We start from the raw sequence: 14971 nt of genomic DNA on the forward strand, positions 1-14971 counted from the left end.
TAATAGTATGAAAATAAATGATGCAATGAATGGCTTTTCAATAGAAGATTAGTCTGTATATTCCCTCCCAAAAAAAACATGCCTCGCTAAAAGCGCTGAATTAACGAGTTAAAGATCAAATGTGAGTGTTATCTACGCTGATACTTTGTTACTGCACGGTTATGATCGCCTAAATTCGTCGAAAATATATGCTCTCCGGCGCCATTACTTACAAAATATAGGTAATTGCTCGACTCTGGATGTAAAGCCGCTTGTAATGCTTGAGCACCCGGTAAAGCGATAGGCGTAGGCGGCAAGCCATTTATTTTGTAGGTATTATAAGCCGTTTTCTCACGTAAATGTGCATAGGTAATATCACCTTGGTAACGATCTCCTAAACCATAAATTACCGTAGGATCGGTTTGCAAACGCATTCTTTTATTCAAACGGTTAACAAACACAGATGAGATACGCGGATGTTCAGCGTGTTTACCACTTTCTTTTTCAATAATTGACGCCATGATCAGCGCTTGATATGGTGATTTATAGGGTAAATTTTCTGCTCTATTATCCCACTGCTCTTCAAGCAACTTTTGCATTTTTTCATGTGCACGCTTAATAATGCTGAAATCAGCCGTATTTTGGGTAAAAGCATAGGTATCTGGAAACAGCCATCCCTCGGGATTATCTTGCTCAATTGATAATTTTTTCGCTACCTCTGCGACCGATAGATTAGCAAGTTGATGAGTAATATGTTGGTGCTCTGCTAACTGCGCTAAAACTTCCTTGAATGTACTACCTTCAATAAAAGTAATAGAAAACTGATGCTCTTTACCTGATACCACCAGATTAAGTAGCTCTATCGTGCGGGTGTTCATCTTTATTTGATATGTACCAGATTTTATTTTGCTATGTTCAGCATTGAATCTAGCATAGCTACGTAACCAAAAACTATTGTCCATCCAGCCTTTATTAACCAGTTGTTTTGTGAAGGCATTAAATGAGGTGCCTGGTTTTATGGTGATAAACTCGGTTTGCTTGATGGTTAATGGTTGCTGCACTTTCATTTGTGACATTAACATCACAATAATAACGGCCAATGTACTGAGAAACACAGCGGCTGCTAAAGTATATATTGTTCGTTTAACCAACACGGGTAAGCTGAGAAATTGTTTTTTCATCTTTTTATGTTAACTTTTAGTATTTATGTGCTGGTTTTGCATGCGGGTAACCAGTGAAATATCTAATTTTTGACCGTTAAAAACCTTAACAGGCACTATACCTAAAATAGCGTTAGTTATAAACATTGCCTCAATATTATTCAATGCTTTAAGTTGATAATTACCTGGGGTAATGTCGGCATGATTTAATAATATTTTTTCACGCATTAAACCCGCGACACCGGCAGTAGTTAATTTAGGTGTTTGCCATTGCCCTGCTGCTAACCAAAATACATTAGCGCTACAACATTCAATCACATGGCCATTAACATCAGTCGCAAGCAGATCATCTTCAGGGCGTTTATCGAGCTCTGCTCTTAACATTACTTGCTCTAAACGATTTAAATGCTTTAAACCCGCAAGCATCGGATTAATACCAAGCTTTTGATCGCTAATACCAACAGATATACCGTGTTTTTGCCATTGAGGGTAGTGTGTTGGATAATCATGGACTGAAACAATCACTTTTGCTTGTTCAGCACCAATACGAGAATAACCTCTTCCACCACTACCGCAAGTAATAATAACTTTTACAATGCCAATATTAATATCGGCGCTGATGTGCGCTATGGTTTCTTTTAATGCAGATAAATCAAAACTAGGTAAGCCAAGCTGCTGGCTTTGCTGCACCAAGCGGTTAAGGTGCTGCGCCAACATAGCCACTTCGCCATTAATCACTAATGCTGTGGTAAAACAACCATCGCCATAGGCTAATCCACGATCATCAATTGAAATCGAATCAGCTACTTGTCCATCTACAAAACTTAACGCCATACTTGTCATCATTGCCATAAAAAAAGCCTGAACACTCAGTATTCAGGCTTAAGCATATGAATTCAAGCTGTATTAACATTTACAGAACATTAAATTTAATAAAGTTGTCGAACGTTAGCTAACGAATTAAACTTTTTTAAAGATTAGTGAACCGTTAGTACCGCCAAAACCAAATGAATTACACAGCACGTAATCTAAATTTGCATCTCGTGCGGTATGGGCTACATAATCCAAATCACAGCCTTCATCCGGGTTATCTAAATTAATCGTCGGCGGCACAGCACCATTAACCAAGGCTTGAATACTAAAAATAGCTTCAACAGCGCCCGCAGCACCTAATAAATGACCGGTCATTGATTTTGTTGACCCAACCATTACATCATAGGCTAAATTGCCAAATACTGATTTAACCGCATTGGTTTCAGCAATGTCACCTGCTGGTGTCGATGTGCCGTGGGCATTAATATAACCAATATCGGCGATATCAACTTTTGCATCGTTAATCGCATTTTGCATCGCTAACGCAGCACCAGCGCCATCGGCAGGGGGTGATGTCATATGATAAGCATCGCCACTCATACCAAAACCTGCGAGTTCTGCGTAAATTTTAGCGCCACGTGCTTTTGCATGTTCATACTCTTCAAGTACAAGTACACCCGCGCCATCGCCTAGCACAAAACCATCACGGTCTTTATCCCACGGGCGTGAAGCTTGTTCAGGGGCATCATTGCGCGTAGACATAGCACGCGCAGCACCAAAGCCACCCATGCCCATGGTAGTTGAAGCTTTCTCTGCTCCACCAGCAACCATAGCGTCAGCGTCACCATAAGCAATCATACGGGCCGCATGACCAATATTGTGTACACCACTGGTACAAGCGGTAACGATTGAAATATTGGGCCCTTTCATGCCAAACATTATCGATAAGTGACCAGAAATCATATTGATGATAGTAGAAGGGACAAAAAATGGTGACAACTTACGCGGTCCATTTTTTAACAGTTTAATATGATTATCTTCAATAAGGCCTAAACCACCAATGCCAGAACCCACAGCAACACCGATTCGCTGAGCATTCTCTTCATTGATCTCTATACCAGAGTCCTTGATAGCTTGCACACCAGCAGCAACGCCATATTGAATAAATAAATCCATTTTTTTGGCTTCTTTTCTAGCCATATAGTCTTGTGCATCAAAATCTTTAACTAAGCCAGCAAACCGCGTTGGATACTCTGCAGTATCGAAATGCGTAATGTTAGAAATACCACTTTTACCAAGTAGTAGGTTTTGCCAGGTTGATTCAGGGCTGTTGCCTAATGGGCTAAGCATGCCAAGACCGGTAACTACAACGCGTCTCATAAGATGTGCTGCCTCCGATAGAGTTGAATATGGTACCAATTAGACTAATTAAGTGTTTTACTTTTTTATGAGAAAAATGAATAAATACAAAGCATAAATCTAGTCAGTAGTTATTCTACTAATAAAATTAATAACGCCGTAGTTTTTTATTTTAATCATTAAAAATGTGCAGATAATTAATCAACTTGATATTAGTCGGTAATATAATTAACTGATTCAAAAACAGTGTGTCTGATTTTTGAAATGGGTTGTAATATTTTTCAAACGATAAAAACAAATCAGGCGGTAATTAAACCGCCTGAAATTAATCACATTCGTTTGTTATTACTGGTTAGCAGTAACGTAATCGATTGCTGCTTGAACTGTTGTAATTTTTTCAGCTTCTTCATCAGGAATTTCAGTATCAAATTCTTCTTCTAACGCCATTACTAATTCAACAGTGTCTAAAGAATCTGCACCTAAGTCATCAACAAATGAAGCTTCAACTTTAACTTCGTCTTCGCTTACACCAAGTTGCTCAATAGTAATTTTTTTAACGCGTTCTTCGATAGTACTCATTTTTCTTCCTTTACTAGAAAATACAATTTTTCAAAATTGTGTGTAGTTTATTCGTCAAAAGCCAACCATGCAAGCTTCTAATTTTACTTTTTTGCTGGTCTAACCTGTTGACTGTGTATAATTTATTCGAATTTAACATAAAGTAACCAAAAAAGGAGCTTATGTTAAACCATGTACATGCCGCCATTTACGTGCAATGTTTCACCCGTAATATACGCTGCTGAATCAGATGCTAAGAAAGCAACAGCGTTAGCAATTTCTTCCGGCTTACCTAAACGATTTGCCGGTACTTGTGCAAAAATGCCTTCTTTTTGCTCGTCAGTCAATGTTTGTGTCATATCAGTATCAATAAAACCTGGCGATACTGTGTTAACAGTAATGCCACGAGAAGCAACTTCTCGAGCTAAAGACTTAGTAAAACCAATTAAACCAGCTTTCGCTGTTGCATAGTTTACCTGACCCGCGTTACCCATTGTACCAACAACTGAACCAATATTGATAATACGACCATTACGTTTCTTCATCATCGCGCGCAATACCGCTTTACTGATTTTGAAGACTGACGTTAGGTTTGTATTAATAATATCATTCCATTCATCATCTTTCATACGCATCATCAAATTATCACGCGTAATACCTGCATTATTAACTAAAATATCAACCGCGCCATGTTTTTCTTTAATTAAATCAAACATAGCGCTAATTGAGGCATCATCAGTAACATTTAATACTAAGCCTTGCCCTTCACCTAAATACTCGCTGATATTAGCTGCACCGTGCTCAGATGTTGCCGTACCAATAACATTACCGCCCATCGCTTTAAGTTGTGTTGCAATAGCTTTACCAATACCACGACTTGCGCCTGTCACTAAAATGACTTTACCTTCGAATGAAAACATATAATTTTACTCTACTGATTCTAATGCTTTAGCTAACGACGCACTGTCATTAACTGATTGACATACAATGGCTTTATCAATGCGTTTTAGCAAGCCTTGTAACACTTTACCTGGGCCTGCTTCAATTGCAACTTCAATACCCTGCTGAGCTAAATACTGAATAGTTTCCGTCCAACGAACGGGACTATATAATTGTTTAATGAGTGCTAATTTAATGGCTTCAACTGAGCTTTCTGTTGCAACATCAACATTATTAACCACTGGGATTGTTGGCTCATTAAAAGTAACATTGTTAAATTCTTCAGCTAGCTTATCTGCGGCGTCTTTCATTAATGCGCAATGTGATGGCACGCTTACAGGTAATGGAAGTACACGCTTAGCGCCCGCTTCTTTACATAACACTCCAGCGCGTTCAACCGCAGCTTTATGACCAGCAATAACCACTTGGCCAGGAGAATTAAAATTAACCGCTGAAACAACCTCATTATTAGCTGCTTTTGCGCAAGCATCAATAATAATTTTATCATCTAGGCCAATAATGGCAGCCATAGCACCAACACCTTCAGGCACAGACGCTTGCATAAACTCACCGCGCTTTTCAACTAACTTAACCGCATCAGCTAAAGATAACACGCCTGCGCAAACTAACGCAGAATATTCACCTAAACTATGACCCGCTAAAAGTTTAGGGGTTGCTGATGAACTAGCATGCCATACACGCCAAATAGCAACACTTGCTGTTAATAGCGCAGGTTGAGTAAAGTTTGTTTGGTTTAATTTTTCAACCGGCCCTTGTTGAACCAGTTGCCATAAATTGTAACCTAGTGCTTCAGATGCTTCAGAAAAAGTACTTTGTACCACTTCATGTTCAGCAAAGTCAGCTAACATAGCTAAAGATTGTGAACCTTGACCGGGAAAGACAAACGCTAAATTATTTTGCATTATTTGACCTAATTATATTTAATTTACCACTGTAACCGCGTAAATCTTGTTCTGATCTGCGCCGCTGTAATTTATTAAGCTTTAATCTACCTATTTTAGGTATAACACTGCACCATCAACATTACTTATGGCACAAGCTATGTTCAAGCTTATCTTTAATTTTTGTTGGTACTTGCCGTTCAACTTCAGTAATCGCTTCAATAATAGCCGTATAAAAAGCTGTTATATTGGCATTACCATGACTTTTCACCACAATACCGCGCAATCCTATCAAACTTGCGCCGTTATACTGGTCGGGGTTCATGGGTTTAAACAGTTTTTTTAAGGTCCGAGACAACAATTTGCCCATAATTTTCGCTAAAAAGTGTTTTTTAATGATTTCTTGCAGTTGGGTATAGACCATTCTTGCCACACCTTCACAAGTTTTCAAGGCAACATTACCGACAAAGCCATCACAAACAATCACATCGGCTTTATTAGTAAAAATATCATTACCTTCTATAAAACCAATATAGTTTATATCATCATTGGCCTGTAAATAGCTGGCAGCTTGTTTAATATGATCACTGCCTTTGTTGTCTTCCTCACCCATGTTCAATAAAGCGACTTTCGGGTTTTCAATGCCGTCTACCTCTTTCGCCATGACAGAGCCCATAATCGCAAATTGGTATAAAACACTAGAATCACAAAAAACATTCGCGCCTAAGTCCAACATAAACACATGTTGATCAGGCTTATTACTCGGCAATGCAGAGATTAACGCGGGGCGTTCTACACCAGGTAATGTTTTTAAAACGAAATGCGCCATTGAAAAAAGCGCGCCAGTATTTCCCGCACTAACACAAGCTTGTGCTTGGCCGTCATGAACTAAATCTAAGGTTTTGCGCATTGAAGATTGTTTTTTATTACGCAGGGCAAAAATAGGTTTGTCATCCATTTCAACAACTTGAGTTGTCGGGAATAGGGTTATTCTTGGATGTGGATAAAATTTATTTTTTGTCAGTTCTTCAACTATGACAGATTCGTCACCGCACAGTAATAAGTGAAGATTGGGGAAGTTTTCTATTGCGAGCATTGCCGCAGGAAGTGTTACGTGGGGGCCTTGGTCGCCCCCCATAACATCTAACGCTATGGTTAGATTAATCAAGGTAATCGTTACAGATTACTTATTGATTACTTTAACACCTTTGTAAAAGCCATCAGCTGTTACATGGTGACGACGGTGAGTTTCACCAGATACTGGATCTGTTGATAAATGCGTTGTCGTTATTGCGTCATGTGAACGGCGCATGCCACGTCTTGAACGAGACTTTTTGCTCTTTTGAACTGCCATTGCCTACTCCTAAAATCGGTTATTAGCTAAATTTAACTATTTAATTTTCTTTAATATATCAAATGGATTTGGTTTTTCTAGCTCTTCAGGCAATTCCCCCCAAGTACTATCAGACGGAGCCTGACAATCTTTGATTGGATGCCTTGGAATTAATGGAATCTCGAGTAAAAACTCATCCTCCACCAACTCTCGCAAGTTAACTTCACCATTTTCATCTAATTCAATTGCGTCATAATATGACGGCAACTCTGCTGCGGCTTCAGCGTCTTTCACCGGACTAAAAGTAAAATCTACTTCTAATACCGAGTCAAACTCTTCAGTACATCGCTGACAAGTTAATGTAACCGTTGCCGATGAGTTGCCTGATATTACTACCAAACCAACTTCATCCACACTAAAATTAGCATTTACTTGTACTTGCTCACCTTGTGCATCACACACAGCAAGCAATCTATTCATCCCAGATACTTCAAAGTATCCTTCACACACTAACTTTCGCTGTGCGCTTCTGGATGGGTCTATCGTTATCGGGAGTTTAAGATTCTTCATAAGGCGCGCATAATAAAGTGCCTACCGGCTTGTGTCAAAAGAAAAATAGCTTAATTTGTTTAAAAACTCAAGATAGGCCATATATTAACAATAATCTGTTTATATTTTGAGTGATATTAATGAAAAAACTTGTTTTAGGCTCCACCTCCCCTTTTCGTAAAGAAATTTTAGCAAAACTTAACATTCCCTTTGCTTGCGCTAAACCTAATATAGATGAAACCGCGTTTGAAAACGAATCGCCTGTCGCATTGGTGCAACGTTTAGCCGTTGAAAAGGCGAAGGCCGTTGCTAACGAATTTCCTGATGCCTTAATCATAGGCTCAGATCAAGTAGCGATGTGCGACGGAGAAATTCTAGGAAAACCGCATAATTTTGAAAATGCAGTTAAGCAACTAGAAAAATTTAGTAATAAAACTGTCGCCTTTTATACCGGGCTTTGTGTCTACGATAGCGGTTTAGACTTTACAACGTCTTTAATAGAGCCCTTTTTGGTTCATTTTAATGAGCTTTCACTCAGCGACATTGAAAACTACCTACACGCAGAGCAACCTTATAATTGTGCTGGTAGCTTCAAAAGTGAAGGACTAGGTATTTGTTTATTTAAAAAACTTGAAGGTGAAGACCCAAACAGTTTAATCGGTTTACCGCTGATAAAGCTGGTTGAGTTATTAAAGCAACATGGTGTTGACGTTTTAGCTGAGCAGGCTAAACAGCGTTAAATTAGCTGTTATTAAATTGACGTCTACTATATAAGAAGTACTCTGGATAAGAATTACTCTGGTTTTTTAGCAGATAAAATAAACTGACCTAATTTACTTAAGTTACTTTAGTTACTTTAGTTACTAAAGGGATAAATAAAACTTCATCGTTTTATTTATCCCTTTAAACTTGAATTCAAATTATTCCACTCCATAATATTAAGTATGATGCCAAATAATATTAATTTAAAACGTAGCTGCTGATGTTTAAACTCTTTTTCATATTAACTGTTTTACTTACCACTGTTTCAGTAAATGAAATAGCAGTTGTAACGTTAAGTGATTTAAGTTTTAACGAAGCAAACATTGTTGAACTTGAGACTACAGAAGATGTAGATTCTGATAATCCTGCACTATTAACCCACACAGCAAATTATCTTCGTTCTTATACCTACATTAGTATTGGTTACCGCAACCCTGACATTATAGAACCCTACTTTAATAACTTTCACTCTAGAGCCCCACCATTTACTTCTTAATCAACCAAATCACATGAAAATAAGGTTTTTTGTACATTTAAAACTTGTTTAAATTAAGTGTCAGGATATTAATAAATACCCAGCGTATTCGTATATCGTCAAACTTTTTTAATAAAAAGTACAAATAGCCGACATTTTAATTCAGTAAAGATGCTCAATTCATTTTTCAACATCTGTGTATACAGTGTTAGCTATGATCAGTTTAAAAATGGTCAGTAATGACGAAATTGAGAAAGTTCGATTTAAAATGATAAAAACCAAAATATCATTCGAAAAAATACTGAATTTGGCGAGAGCATATATCCGTCGTAAAAAACTTGTTCGACCTATGCTGAAAGAAATTTTGAGGTAAATATGAAAAAATTACATTTAGTTAATTTAGAAGCAACAGACAACATTATAACACCAGAGCAATTTGAAGAAATTAACTTAGCATCACCAGCAGTAGAAATATTCACTGATTTTAAAGTCCATAAAGCGCTGATGATTGATGGCGATACGATGGCCGTAACGGCATTACAATTAATGCTAAAAACCCACGTTAGAATGAATATAGTGGTTGCTGAAAACGATGATTTTATTGGTATTATCAGTACAAACGAATTATCAGAACAGCACATTGTCGCAAAACTCTCTAAAGGTATTGCGCGCGAAGACATATTAGTTAAAGATTTGATGATCCCAAAGGCAGACTTTCATGCGTTTGATTATAGTGAATTGTTACGCGCCTCCGTTGGTGATGTTGTATCAACTTTAGAGAACTATCAGCTTCGTCACTGCTTAGTACTGGATAGAGAGAGTCATCATATACGAGGCGTTATCTCAACGAGTGATATAGCAAGAAAACTCCATATGGATTTGGATCTGAATGTTAAACAATCCTTTGGGTCAGTTTATGACGTAGTACATCAAAAAGCCAGTTCAATGTAAGTCAGCAGATTTTTCATCAGCACGGTGGGATACTAGAAAAAATAAGGCACAGTAAATGGATGATCCGATCATCCAACAACTGTGCCTTTTTAGTTTTTACGTTTATTGCTTAAACTGTTAATACTGTTTACAAAGCTAATACCGGTTTTGTCTAATGCACATCCGCTTTAGTCAATTTCTTTAACAGTTTTTCTAGCGAAGGCTCTAAAGGTGCTTCAATTTTAATTGGCTCATTACTTAACGGATGAATAAATTCAATACTAGCCGCATGTAAAAACAAACGTTTTAATCCCAAGGTTTTCATTTCTAGGTCAAAATCTTCATGACCATATTTTGCGTCACAGGCAATTGAATGCCCCTTGGTTTGACAATGCACACGAATTTGATGTGTACGTCCAGTAACAGGGAAAGCTCTAACGAGTGTGGCGTTTTTATAATGCTGAATAACTTTAAAGCGCGTTTCCGACTCTTTACCGTTGATATTGTCAACGACCACAACCCGTTCGCCTGATTTTAAATCGTTTTTCTTCAAACCTTCTGCAACACGCGTTAATTTAGTCGACCAACGACCTTTAACTAAAGCATGGTAAAATTTCTGTACGGTTTTATTTCTTAGCTGCTCGTGTAAATGACGTAATGCAGAACGTTTTTTTGCTACCACTAAACAACCAGAAGTATCTCGGTCTAGTCGATGTACAAGTTCCAGCATTCGCGCATCTGGTCGCAAAGCTCGCAATGCTTCAATCAAACCAAAACTTAAACCACTACCACCATGCACAGCCATGCCAGACGGTTTATTAATAACAATTAAGCGGTCATCTTCAAATAATATTTGCTTCTCTAAATTCGCCACTACATTTAATTGTGTAGACACCGTATTAGTGTTTTCAGAAACACGAATAGGCGCCACGCGAATAATATCTTCGTCAACTAGCTTGTATTCAGGTTTTGTGCGTTTTTTATTGACCCGAATTTCGCCTTTTCGTAAAAGACGATACAGCATACTTTTTGGTACACCTTTGAGTGTTTTCACTAAAAAATTATCAATACGTTGACCCGCATCTTCACTGTCTACGGTAATAAATCTTACTTGAGGTCTTGGGCTATCTGTCATATCTGTTTTACTAGGAACCATAATTGCCCGCAGTTTAACATATTTTTTTAAAATAACAGGCAATTAAAACGAGGATTTTATTGCCTTATCGATAAATAAAGTGTGATAATAGGATGGTTACCGCTGCATTTCAGCCGTAACAAGTAAAAAGGATGCTTTAAGCGAGACGTAAGAGGCAAATATGCGGCCACGTTAGTATTAGATAATTTTATCAAACATCATTATCGAGATACTAAAAGTAAGGCCTATTGTGAATTTGACGCGTGTAACTTGTCAAAAACAACCACATAAACATATTGTCCCGCGCAATAAAGCGATTATGTAATTAAACAGAAAGAATAAGTCACATTTCCAATCGTTAAAACATTAGAAAAACACGATAGAATTATCGAACTAACATTAACGATGCACTTTTTTTTCTGTTGCGCACAGCACACAGGCTGGGCACATAAAGAATCAATTTTACTGTGGTGTTCAACACCTCAGTTATAAAGACAATCAGAATTTTTAACAGCTTGCTGCGTAATATGGCGTAGTAAGATTGACACCCGTGAGGCTGACAAGTTGCTGTTACCATAGCGATAGATTACTTTGTGTTCTAAGCAATGGTGTGTTGTGACTAAAATGAGTCACACAAACTATGAAACGTATGTTAATTAATGCTACACAATCAGAAGAATTGCGTGTAGCACTTGTAGATGGTCAACAACTTTATGATTTAGATATCGAAAGTCCTGGTCACGAACAAAAAAAATCAAATATATATAAAGCTAAAATCACCCGTATTGAACCGTCGTTAGAAGCGGCGTTTGTTGATTACGGTGCTGACCGTCACGGTTTCTTACCGATGAAAGAAATCGCTCGCGAATACTTCCCTAAAGGTTACAGCTTCCAAGGCCGTCCTAATATCAAAGAAGTACTGCGTGAAGGTCAAGAAGTTATCGTGCAAATTGATAAAGAAGAGCGTGGCCAAAAAGGCGCAGCGTTAACTACTTTTATCAGTCTTGCTGGCAGCTACTTAGTTCTTATGCCAAACAACCCACGTGCCGGCGGTATTTCACGTCGCATCGAAGGTGACGAGCGCACCGATCTTAAAACATCACTTAGCAAACTTACACTGCCTAAAGGCATGGGCTTAATTGTTCGTACCGCTGGTGTTGGTAAAGAATATGAAGAGCTTGAGTGGGATTTAAATGTTTTAACACATCATTGGAACGCCATTTCAGAAGCCGCTGCTAGTCGCCCTGCTCCATTTTTAATTCATCAAGAAACCAACGTTATTTTACGTGCTATTCGTGACTATTTACGTCGTGACATCGGCGAAGTGTTGATTGATCGTCCTAAAATATTTGAAAGCGTTAAAAAACACATTGAAATCGTGCGTCCTGACTTTTTAAGTAAAGTTAAACTATATAGTAACGACGTACCTTTGTTCACGCATTATCAAATTGAAACGCAAATAGAAACAGCATTTCAACGTGAAGTACGCTTACCTTCAGGTGGTTCAATTGTTATTGACCCTACAGAAGCACTAACATCAATCGACATTAACTCTGCCCGTGCAACAAAAGGCGGAGACATCGAAGAAACAGCATTTAATACCAACTTAGAAGCCGCTGAAGAAATTGCTCGTCAATTACGCTTACGCGATTTAGGTGGTTTAGTGGTTATCGATTTCATCGATATGACCCCTGTTCGCCATCAACGTGAAGTTGAAAACAGAATGCGTGATGCGGTCAAACAAGACAGAGCGCGTATTCAACTAGGTCGAATTTCTCGTTTTGGTCTACTTGAAATGTCACGTCAACGTTTACGTCCTTCTATTGGTGAAACTAGCCAAGGCGTTTGTCCACGTTGTAGTGGTACAGGTCATGTTCGTGGCGTTGAGTCATTAGCATTATCGGTTTTACGTTTAATGGAAGAAGAAGCCATTAAAGACAATACACAGCAAGTACAAGCGCAAGTGCCCGTACCTGTTGCTACGTATTTATTAAACGAAAAACGTCGCTCTGTATTTCATATTGAAAAGCACCACAACGTTAACATTCTCATCATTCCTAATCCGAATATGGTAACGCCGCAATATGAAGTTATCCGAGTAAGAAAAGACGAAGGTATCGAAGAAGCCAGCTACGACATGGCTATTAAGCAAGCAGTGCCTGAAGAAGCTGTCATGCCTAAATTTGATAAAGAAGTTAATAAGCGTGATGAACCTTTACTACAAGGTATGTCTTCACCTAAACAAGCACCTAAAAAGCAAGAGCCTGTGCCTGTTGTTGAAGCAAAACCGGAAGAAAAAAGCTTAATCACGGGTGTTGTAGCTTGGGTTAAGTCACTTTTTGCTACAGAAGAAAAAGTAGAAGTTAAACCAGCGCCTGTTAAGCCACAAGAAAGCAATACTAGAAATGGTGAACGTCGTCCTCAAAGAGGCCGTCAAGGTCAACGTCGTAATAATCGTAACGACACACGTAACGAAGGTCGTAATGACTCACGTAACGAGAACCGTAATGACAAGCGTAAGCCACAAGCTGCTACTGCAGATGAAAATGCGAATAAGCAAACTACTGCTTCGCCTGCAACTGCAACAGCTAAGCCTCAAAAAGAACGAGTGCATAAGCCTAAAGAAGAAAAAGTAGCTGAGCGTCGTCAACGTCGTAATAACCGTAAAAAGGTACGCGTTAACAGTGATGTTAAAAACAATACGCATGCTGAAACTAAAAAAGTTGAAACTAACAAAGTTGAAAATATTGAAGCTCAAGCCGTTTTACCTGAGAATAATGTTGTAGAGACTAGCCAAGTTAAAACAAGTCAGGTTGAAAACACAGCGCCAGTAGAGACAATGAGTCATGTTGATAACACAACTATTGATAACGCTACGGTTGAACCTACAGCTAACACAGCGAAAGATGAACAACGCCCAAGAAGCCGTCGTTCTCCTCGCCATATGCGTGCTCACGGCCAACGTCGTAGACAGAATGCTGAAGCAAGCGAAGTTAAAAGTGAAGTGACTGAAGATCCTGTAACAGCTCGTTACCCAGAGCAAAGTACAACGTCAACTGATAACGCTTTAAATCAAGCGAATACAGCTAATGAAGTTACTGAGCCAACGCCGACTGTTGAAGACGTGCAAAAAGTTCAAGCTGACGCATTAACTGAAGTCATTAACAACCCTGAGAATGAAGTTCAACAAAACTTACCATTTGATGAGCCTCAACCATCCGTTAATACAGCTACTGAAGAAGTTAATAGCCAAGTAACTGAAACAGCAACAAGTGAAGCAGTATCATCAACAGTTGAAGCAGAAAAACCTTCAGTTGAAGAAGTTACAGCACCGGTTGCAAATGAAGTCGCAGTGAAAGTTGATAATGCAGAAAATGTAGTTAGCCAACAATCAGAAGCACCTGAAGCAGCAGAGAATGTTGAAGCACAAGTTGAAACTCAAGTAGAAGCACAAGTTTCAACCGAGCAACCTGTAACTACAGCACCAACACCTTCAGTAGAAACAGCTAAAGTAGCAGCACCGGCTATCGAAGAAATACCAGCCAATGTAGAAGCTGTTTCAGAAACAGTTGCAGAAAAACCAGCAACCGTTGATGAAAAACCGAAAAAAGTACGTGCTAAAGTTAAAAATATTAAACGTAAAGTTAGAGCTGCAGCAAATAAAACATCAGGTAAAGCATCGGCACCAATGACCAAGCCGGAAACCATTGTGAGCAATGGCGCTATTCCTCGTGATTTCGTAGCAGCTGAGCATAGAACATTACATGCCACGTCTGGTAAAACAGCCTTGGTTGCAAATGTAACTAGTCGTACTTCAGCAGGACCAACTAAACCAACACTTGTTTAAGTTGTCTCGCTACTCTTCAATATAAGTACTTGAAGAGCTTAAAAACAAAAGCCAATTGCAGAGCGCAATTGGCTTTTTTATTTCTATTGTATTCACATTACTAAAAAAGATTATTTCATAAATAAGTGATCTATTTTATACGCAGGGAAAATGGTCAGCTATAAGGCATTTATTTAATACCTATTTATAAATTATAGTGCTAAGCCCTAATTCATAACCTCAGTTTACGA

14 protein-coding genes are annotated in these 14971 nt (G+C 38.5%); 4 read left to right on the forward strand and 10 right to left on the reverse strand.

The genetic code is table 11. The features are described from left to right. Nucleotides 1-128: 128 nt before the first annotated feature. The 9 genes from mltG to yceD all read right to left on the reverse strand — a co-directional run bounded on the left by mltG (nt 129) and on the right by yceD (nt 7613). Nucleotides 129-1160, reverse strand: coding sequence for an endolytic transglycosylase MltG (gene mltG / locus A3Q33_RS19165; protein ID WP_081181503.1), 1032 nt, complete (start codon nt 1158-1160; stop codon nt 129-131). A gap of 9 nt (nt 1161-1169) precedes the next feature. Continuing rightward, nucleotides 1170-1991 carry an aminodeoxychorismate lyase gene (gene pabC / locus A3Q33_RS19170; protein WP_081181505.1) on the reverse strand — a complete coding sequence of 274 codons (822 nt, stop codon included), beginning with the start codon at nt 1989-1991 and terminating at the stop codon, nt 1170-1172. A 108-nt stretch (nt 1992-2099) separates the two neighbouring features. Next, the gene (fabF, locus tag A3Q33_RS19175) at nt 2100-3332 is read right to left on the reverse strand and encodes a beta-ketoacyl-ACP synthase II (protein ID WP_081181507.1); all 1233 of its coding nucleotides are present in this window, start codon (nt 3330-3332) and stop codon (nt 2100-2102) included. A gap of 324 nt (nt 3333-3656) precedes the next feature. Then, entirely contained in the window at nt 3657-3890 is a 234-nt protein-coding gene (gene acpP / locus A3Q33_RS19180) for an acyl carrier protein (protein ID WP_077286054.1), read from the reverse strand. Nucleotides 3891-4054: 164 nt separating this feature from the next. Further along, nucleotides 4055-4789, reverse strand: coding sequence for a 3-oxoacyl-ACP reductase FabG (gene fabG, locus A3Q33_RS19185; RefSeq protein ID WP_081153808.1), 735 nt, complete (start codon nt 4787-4789; stop codon nt 4055-4057). A 6-nt stretch (nt 4790-4795) separates the two neighbouring features. Further along, the gene (gene fabD / locus A3Q33_RS19190) at nt 4796-5731 is read right to left on the reverse strand and encodes an ACP S-malonyltransferase (protein ID WP_081181509.1); all 936 of its coding nucleotides are present in this window, start codon (nt 5729-5731) and stop codon (nt 4796-4798) included. 121 nt (nt 5732-5852) lie between these two features. Then, nucleotides 5853-6848, reverse strand: a complete 996-nt coding sequence (plsX, locus tag A3Q33_RS19195; RefSeq protein WP_231295872.1) for a phosphate acyltransferase PlsX — start codon at nt 6846-6848, stop codon at nt 5853-5855. A gap of 45 nt (nt 6849-6893) precedes the next feature. Then, on the reverse strand, nt 6894-7064 hold the full coding sequence (gene rpmF, locus A3Q33_RS19200) for a 50S ribosomal protein L32 (protein WP_081153814.1): 171 nt from the start codon (nt 7062-7064) through the stop codon (nt 6894-6896). A gap of 36 nt (nt 7065-7100) precedes the next feature. Further along, nucleotides 7101-7613 carry a 23S rRNA accumulation protein YceD gene (gene yceD, locus A3Q33_RS19205; protein WP_081181513.1) on the reverse strand — a complete coding sequence of 171 codons (513 nt, stop codon included), beginning with the start codon at nt 7611-7613 and terminating at the stop codon, nt 7101-7103. A gap of 119 nt (nt 7614-7732) precedes the next feature. On the opposite strand from yceD, the gene A3Q33_RS19210 reads away from it, so the two are divergent. The 3 genes from A3Q33_RS19210 (at nt 7733) to A3Q33_RS19220 (ending at nt 9780) form a co-directional block, all read left to right on the forward strand. Further along, nucleotides 7733-8332: a Maf family protein gene (locus A3Q33_RS19210; protein WP_081181515.1), complete on the forward strand. Its 600-nt coding sequence runs from the start codon at nt 7733-7735 to the stop codon at nt 8330-8332. A 242-nt stretch (nt 8333-8574) separates the two neighbouring features. Further along, nucleotides 8575-8850, forward strand: coding sequence for a hypothetical protein (locus A3Q33_RS19215; RefSeq protein WP_081181517.1), 276 nt, complete (start codon nt 8575-8577; stop codon nt 8848-8850). A gap of 354 nt (nt 8851-9204) precedes the next feature. Then, nucleotides 9205-9780 (forward strand): CBS domain-containing protein, encoded by a 576-nt coding sequence (locus tag A3Q33_RS19220; RefSeq protein WP_081181519.1) that lies wholly within the window; start codon nt 9205-9207, stop codon nt 9778-9780. Between the two features lie 151 nt (nt 9781-9931). Here the strand turns inward: A3Q33_RS19220 and rluC are convergent, their stop codons facing one another. Continuing rightward, nucleotides 9932-10894: a 23S rRNA pseudouridine(955/2504/2580) synthase RluC gene (rluC, locus tag A3Q33_RS19225; protein ID WP_081182804.1), complete on the reverse strand. Its 963-nt coding sequence runs from the start codon at nt 10892-10894 to the stop codon at nt 9932-9934. A 640-nt stretch (nt 10895-11534) separates the two neighbouring features. Between rluC and rne the strand changes: the two genes are divergently transcribed. Next, nucleotides 11535-14741, forward strand: coding sequence for a ribonuclease E (gene rne, locus A3Q33_RS19230; protein WP_196798010.1), 3207 nt, complete (start codon nt 11535-11537; stop codon nt 14739-14741). Nucleotides 14742-14971: the final 230 nt, after the last annotated feature.

The organism is Colwellia sp. PAMC 21821 (genome assembly GCF_002077175.1).
Taxonomy (GTDB): Bacteria; Pseudomonadota; Gammaproteobacteria; order Enterobacterales; family Alteromonadaceae; genus Cognaticolwellia.

Excerpts from the sequence above, each read along its gene's own strand:
- mltG (WP_081181503.1), bottom strand. The coding sequence starts at position 1,160 with ATGAAAAAACAATTTCTCAGCTTACCCGTGTTGGTTAAACGAACAATA.
- pabC (WP_081181505.1), bottom strand. The coding sequence starts at position 1,991 with ATGGCAATGATGACAAGTATGGCGTTAAGTTTTGTAGATGGACAAGTA.
- fabF (WP_081181507.1), bottom strand. The coding sequence starts at position 3,332 with ATGAGACGCGTTGTAGTTACCGGTCTTGGCATGCTTAGCCCATTAGGC.
- acpP (WP_077286054.1), bottom strand. The coding sequence starts at position 3,890 with ATGAGTACTATCGAAGAACGCGTTAAAAAAATTACTATTGAGCAACTT.
- fabG (WP_081153808.1), bottom strand. The coding sequence starts at position 4,789 with ATGTTTTCATTCGAAGGTAAAGTCATTTTAGTGACAGGCGCAAGTCGT.
- fabD (WP_081181509.1), bottom strand. The coding sequence starts at position 5,731 with ATGCAAAATAATTTAGCGTTTGTCTTTCCCGGTCAAGGTTCACAATCT.
- plsX (WP_231295872.1), bottom strand. The coding sequence starts at position 6,848 with ATGGGGGGCGACCAAGGCCCCCACGTAACACTTCCTGCGGCAATGCTC.
- rpmF (WP_081153814.1), bottom strand. The coding sequence starts at position 7,064 with ATGGCAGTTCAAAAGAGCAAAAAGTCTCGTTCAAGACGTGGCATGCGC.
- yceD (WP_081181513.1), bottom strand. The coding sequence starts at position 7,613 with ATGAAGAATCTTAAACTCCCGATAACGATAGACCCATCCAGAAGCGCA.
- A3Q33_RS19210 (WP_081181515.1), top strand. The coding sequence starts at position 7,733 with ATGAAAAAACTTGTTTTAGGCTCCACCTCCCCTTTTCGTAAAGAAATT.
- A3Q33_RS19215 (WP_081181517.1), top strand. The coding sequence starts at position 8,575 with ATGTTTAAACTCTTTTTCATATTAACTGTTTTACTTACCACTGTTTCA.
- A3Q33_RS19220 (WP_081181519.1), top strand. The coding sequence starts at position 9,205 with ATGAAAAAATTACATTTAGTTAATTTAGAAGCAACAGACAACATTATA.
- rluC (WP_081182804.1), bottom strand. The coding sequence starts at position 10,894 with ATGACAGATAGCCCAAGACCTCAAGTAAGATTTATTACCGTAGACAGT.
- rne (WP_196798010.1), top strand. The coding sequence starts at position 11,535 with ATGAAACGTATGTTAATTAATGCTACACAATCAGAAGAATTGCGTGTA.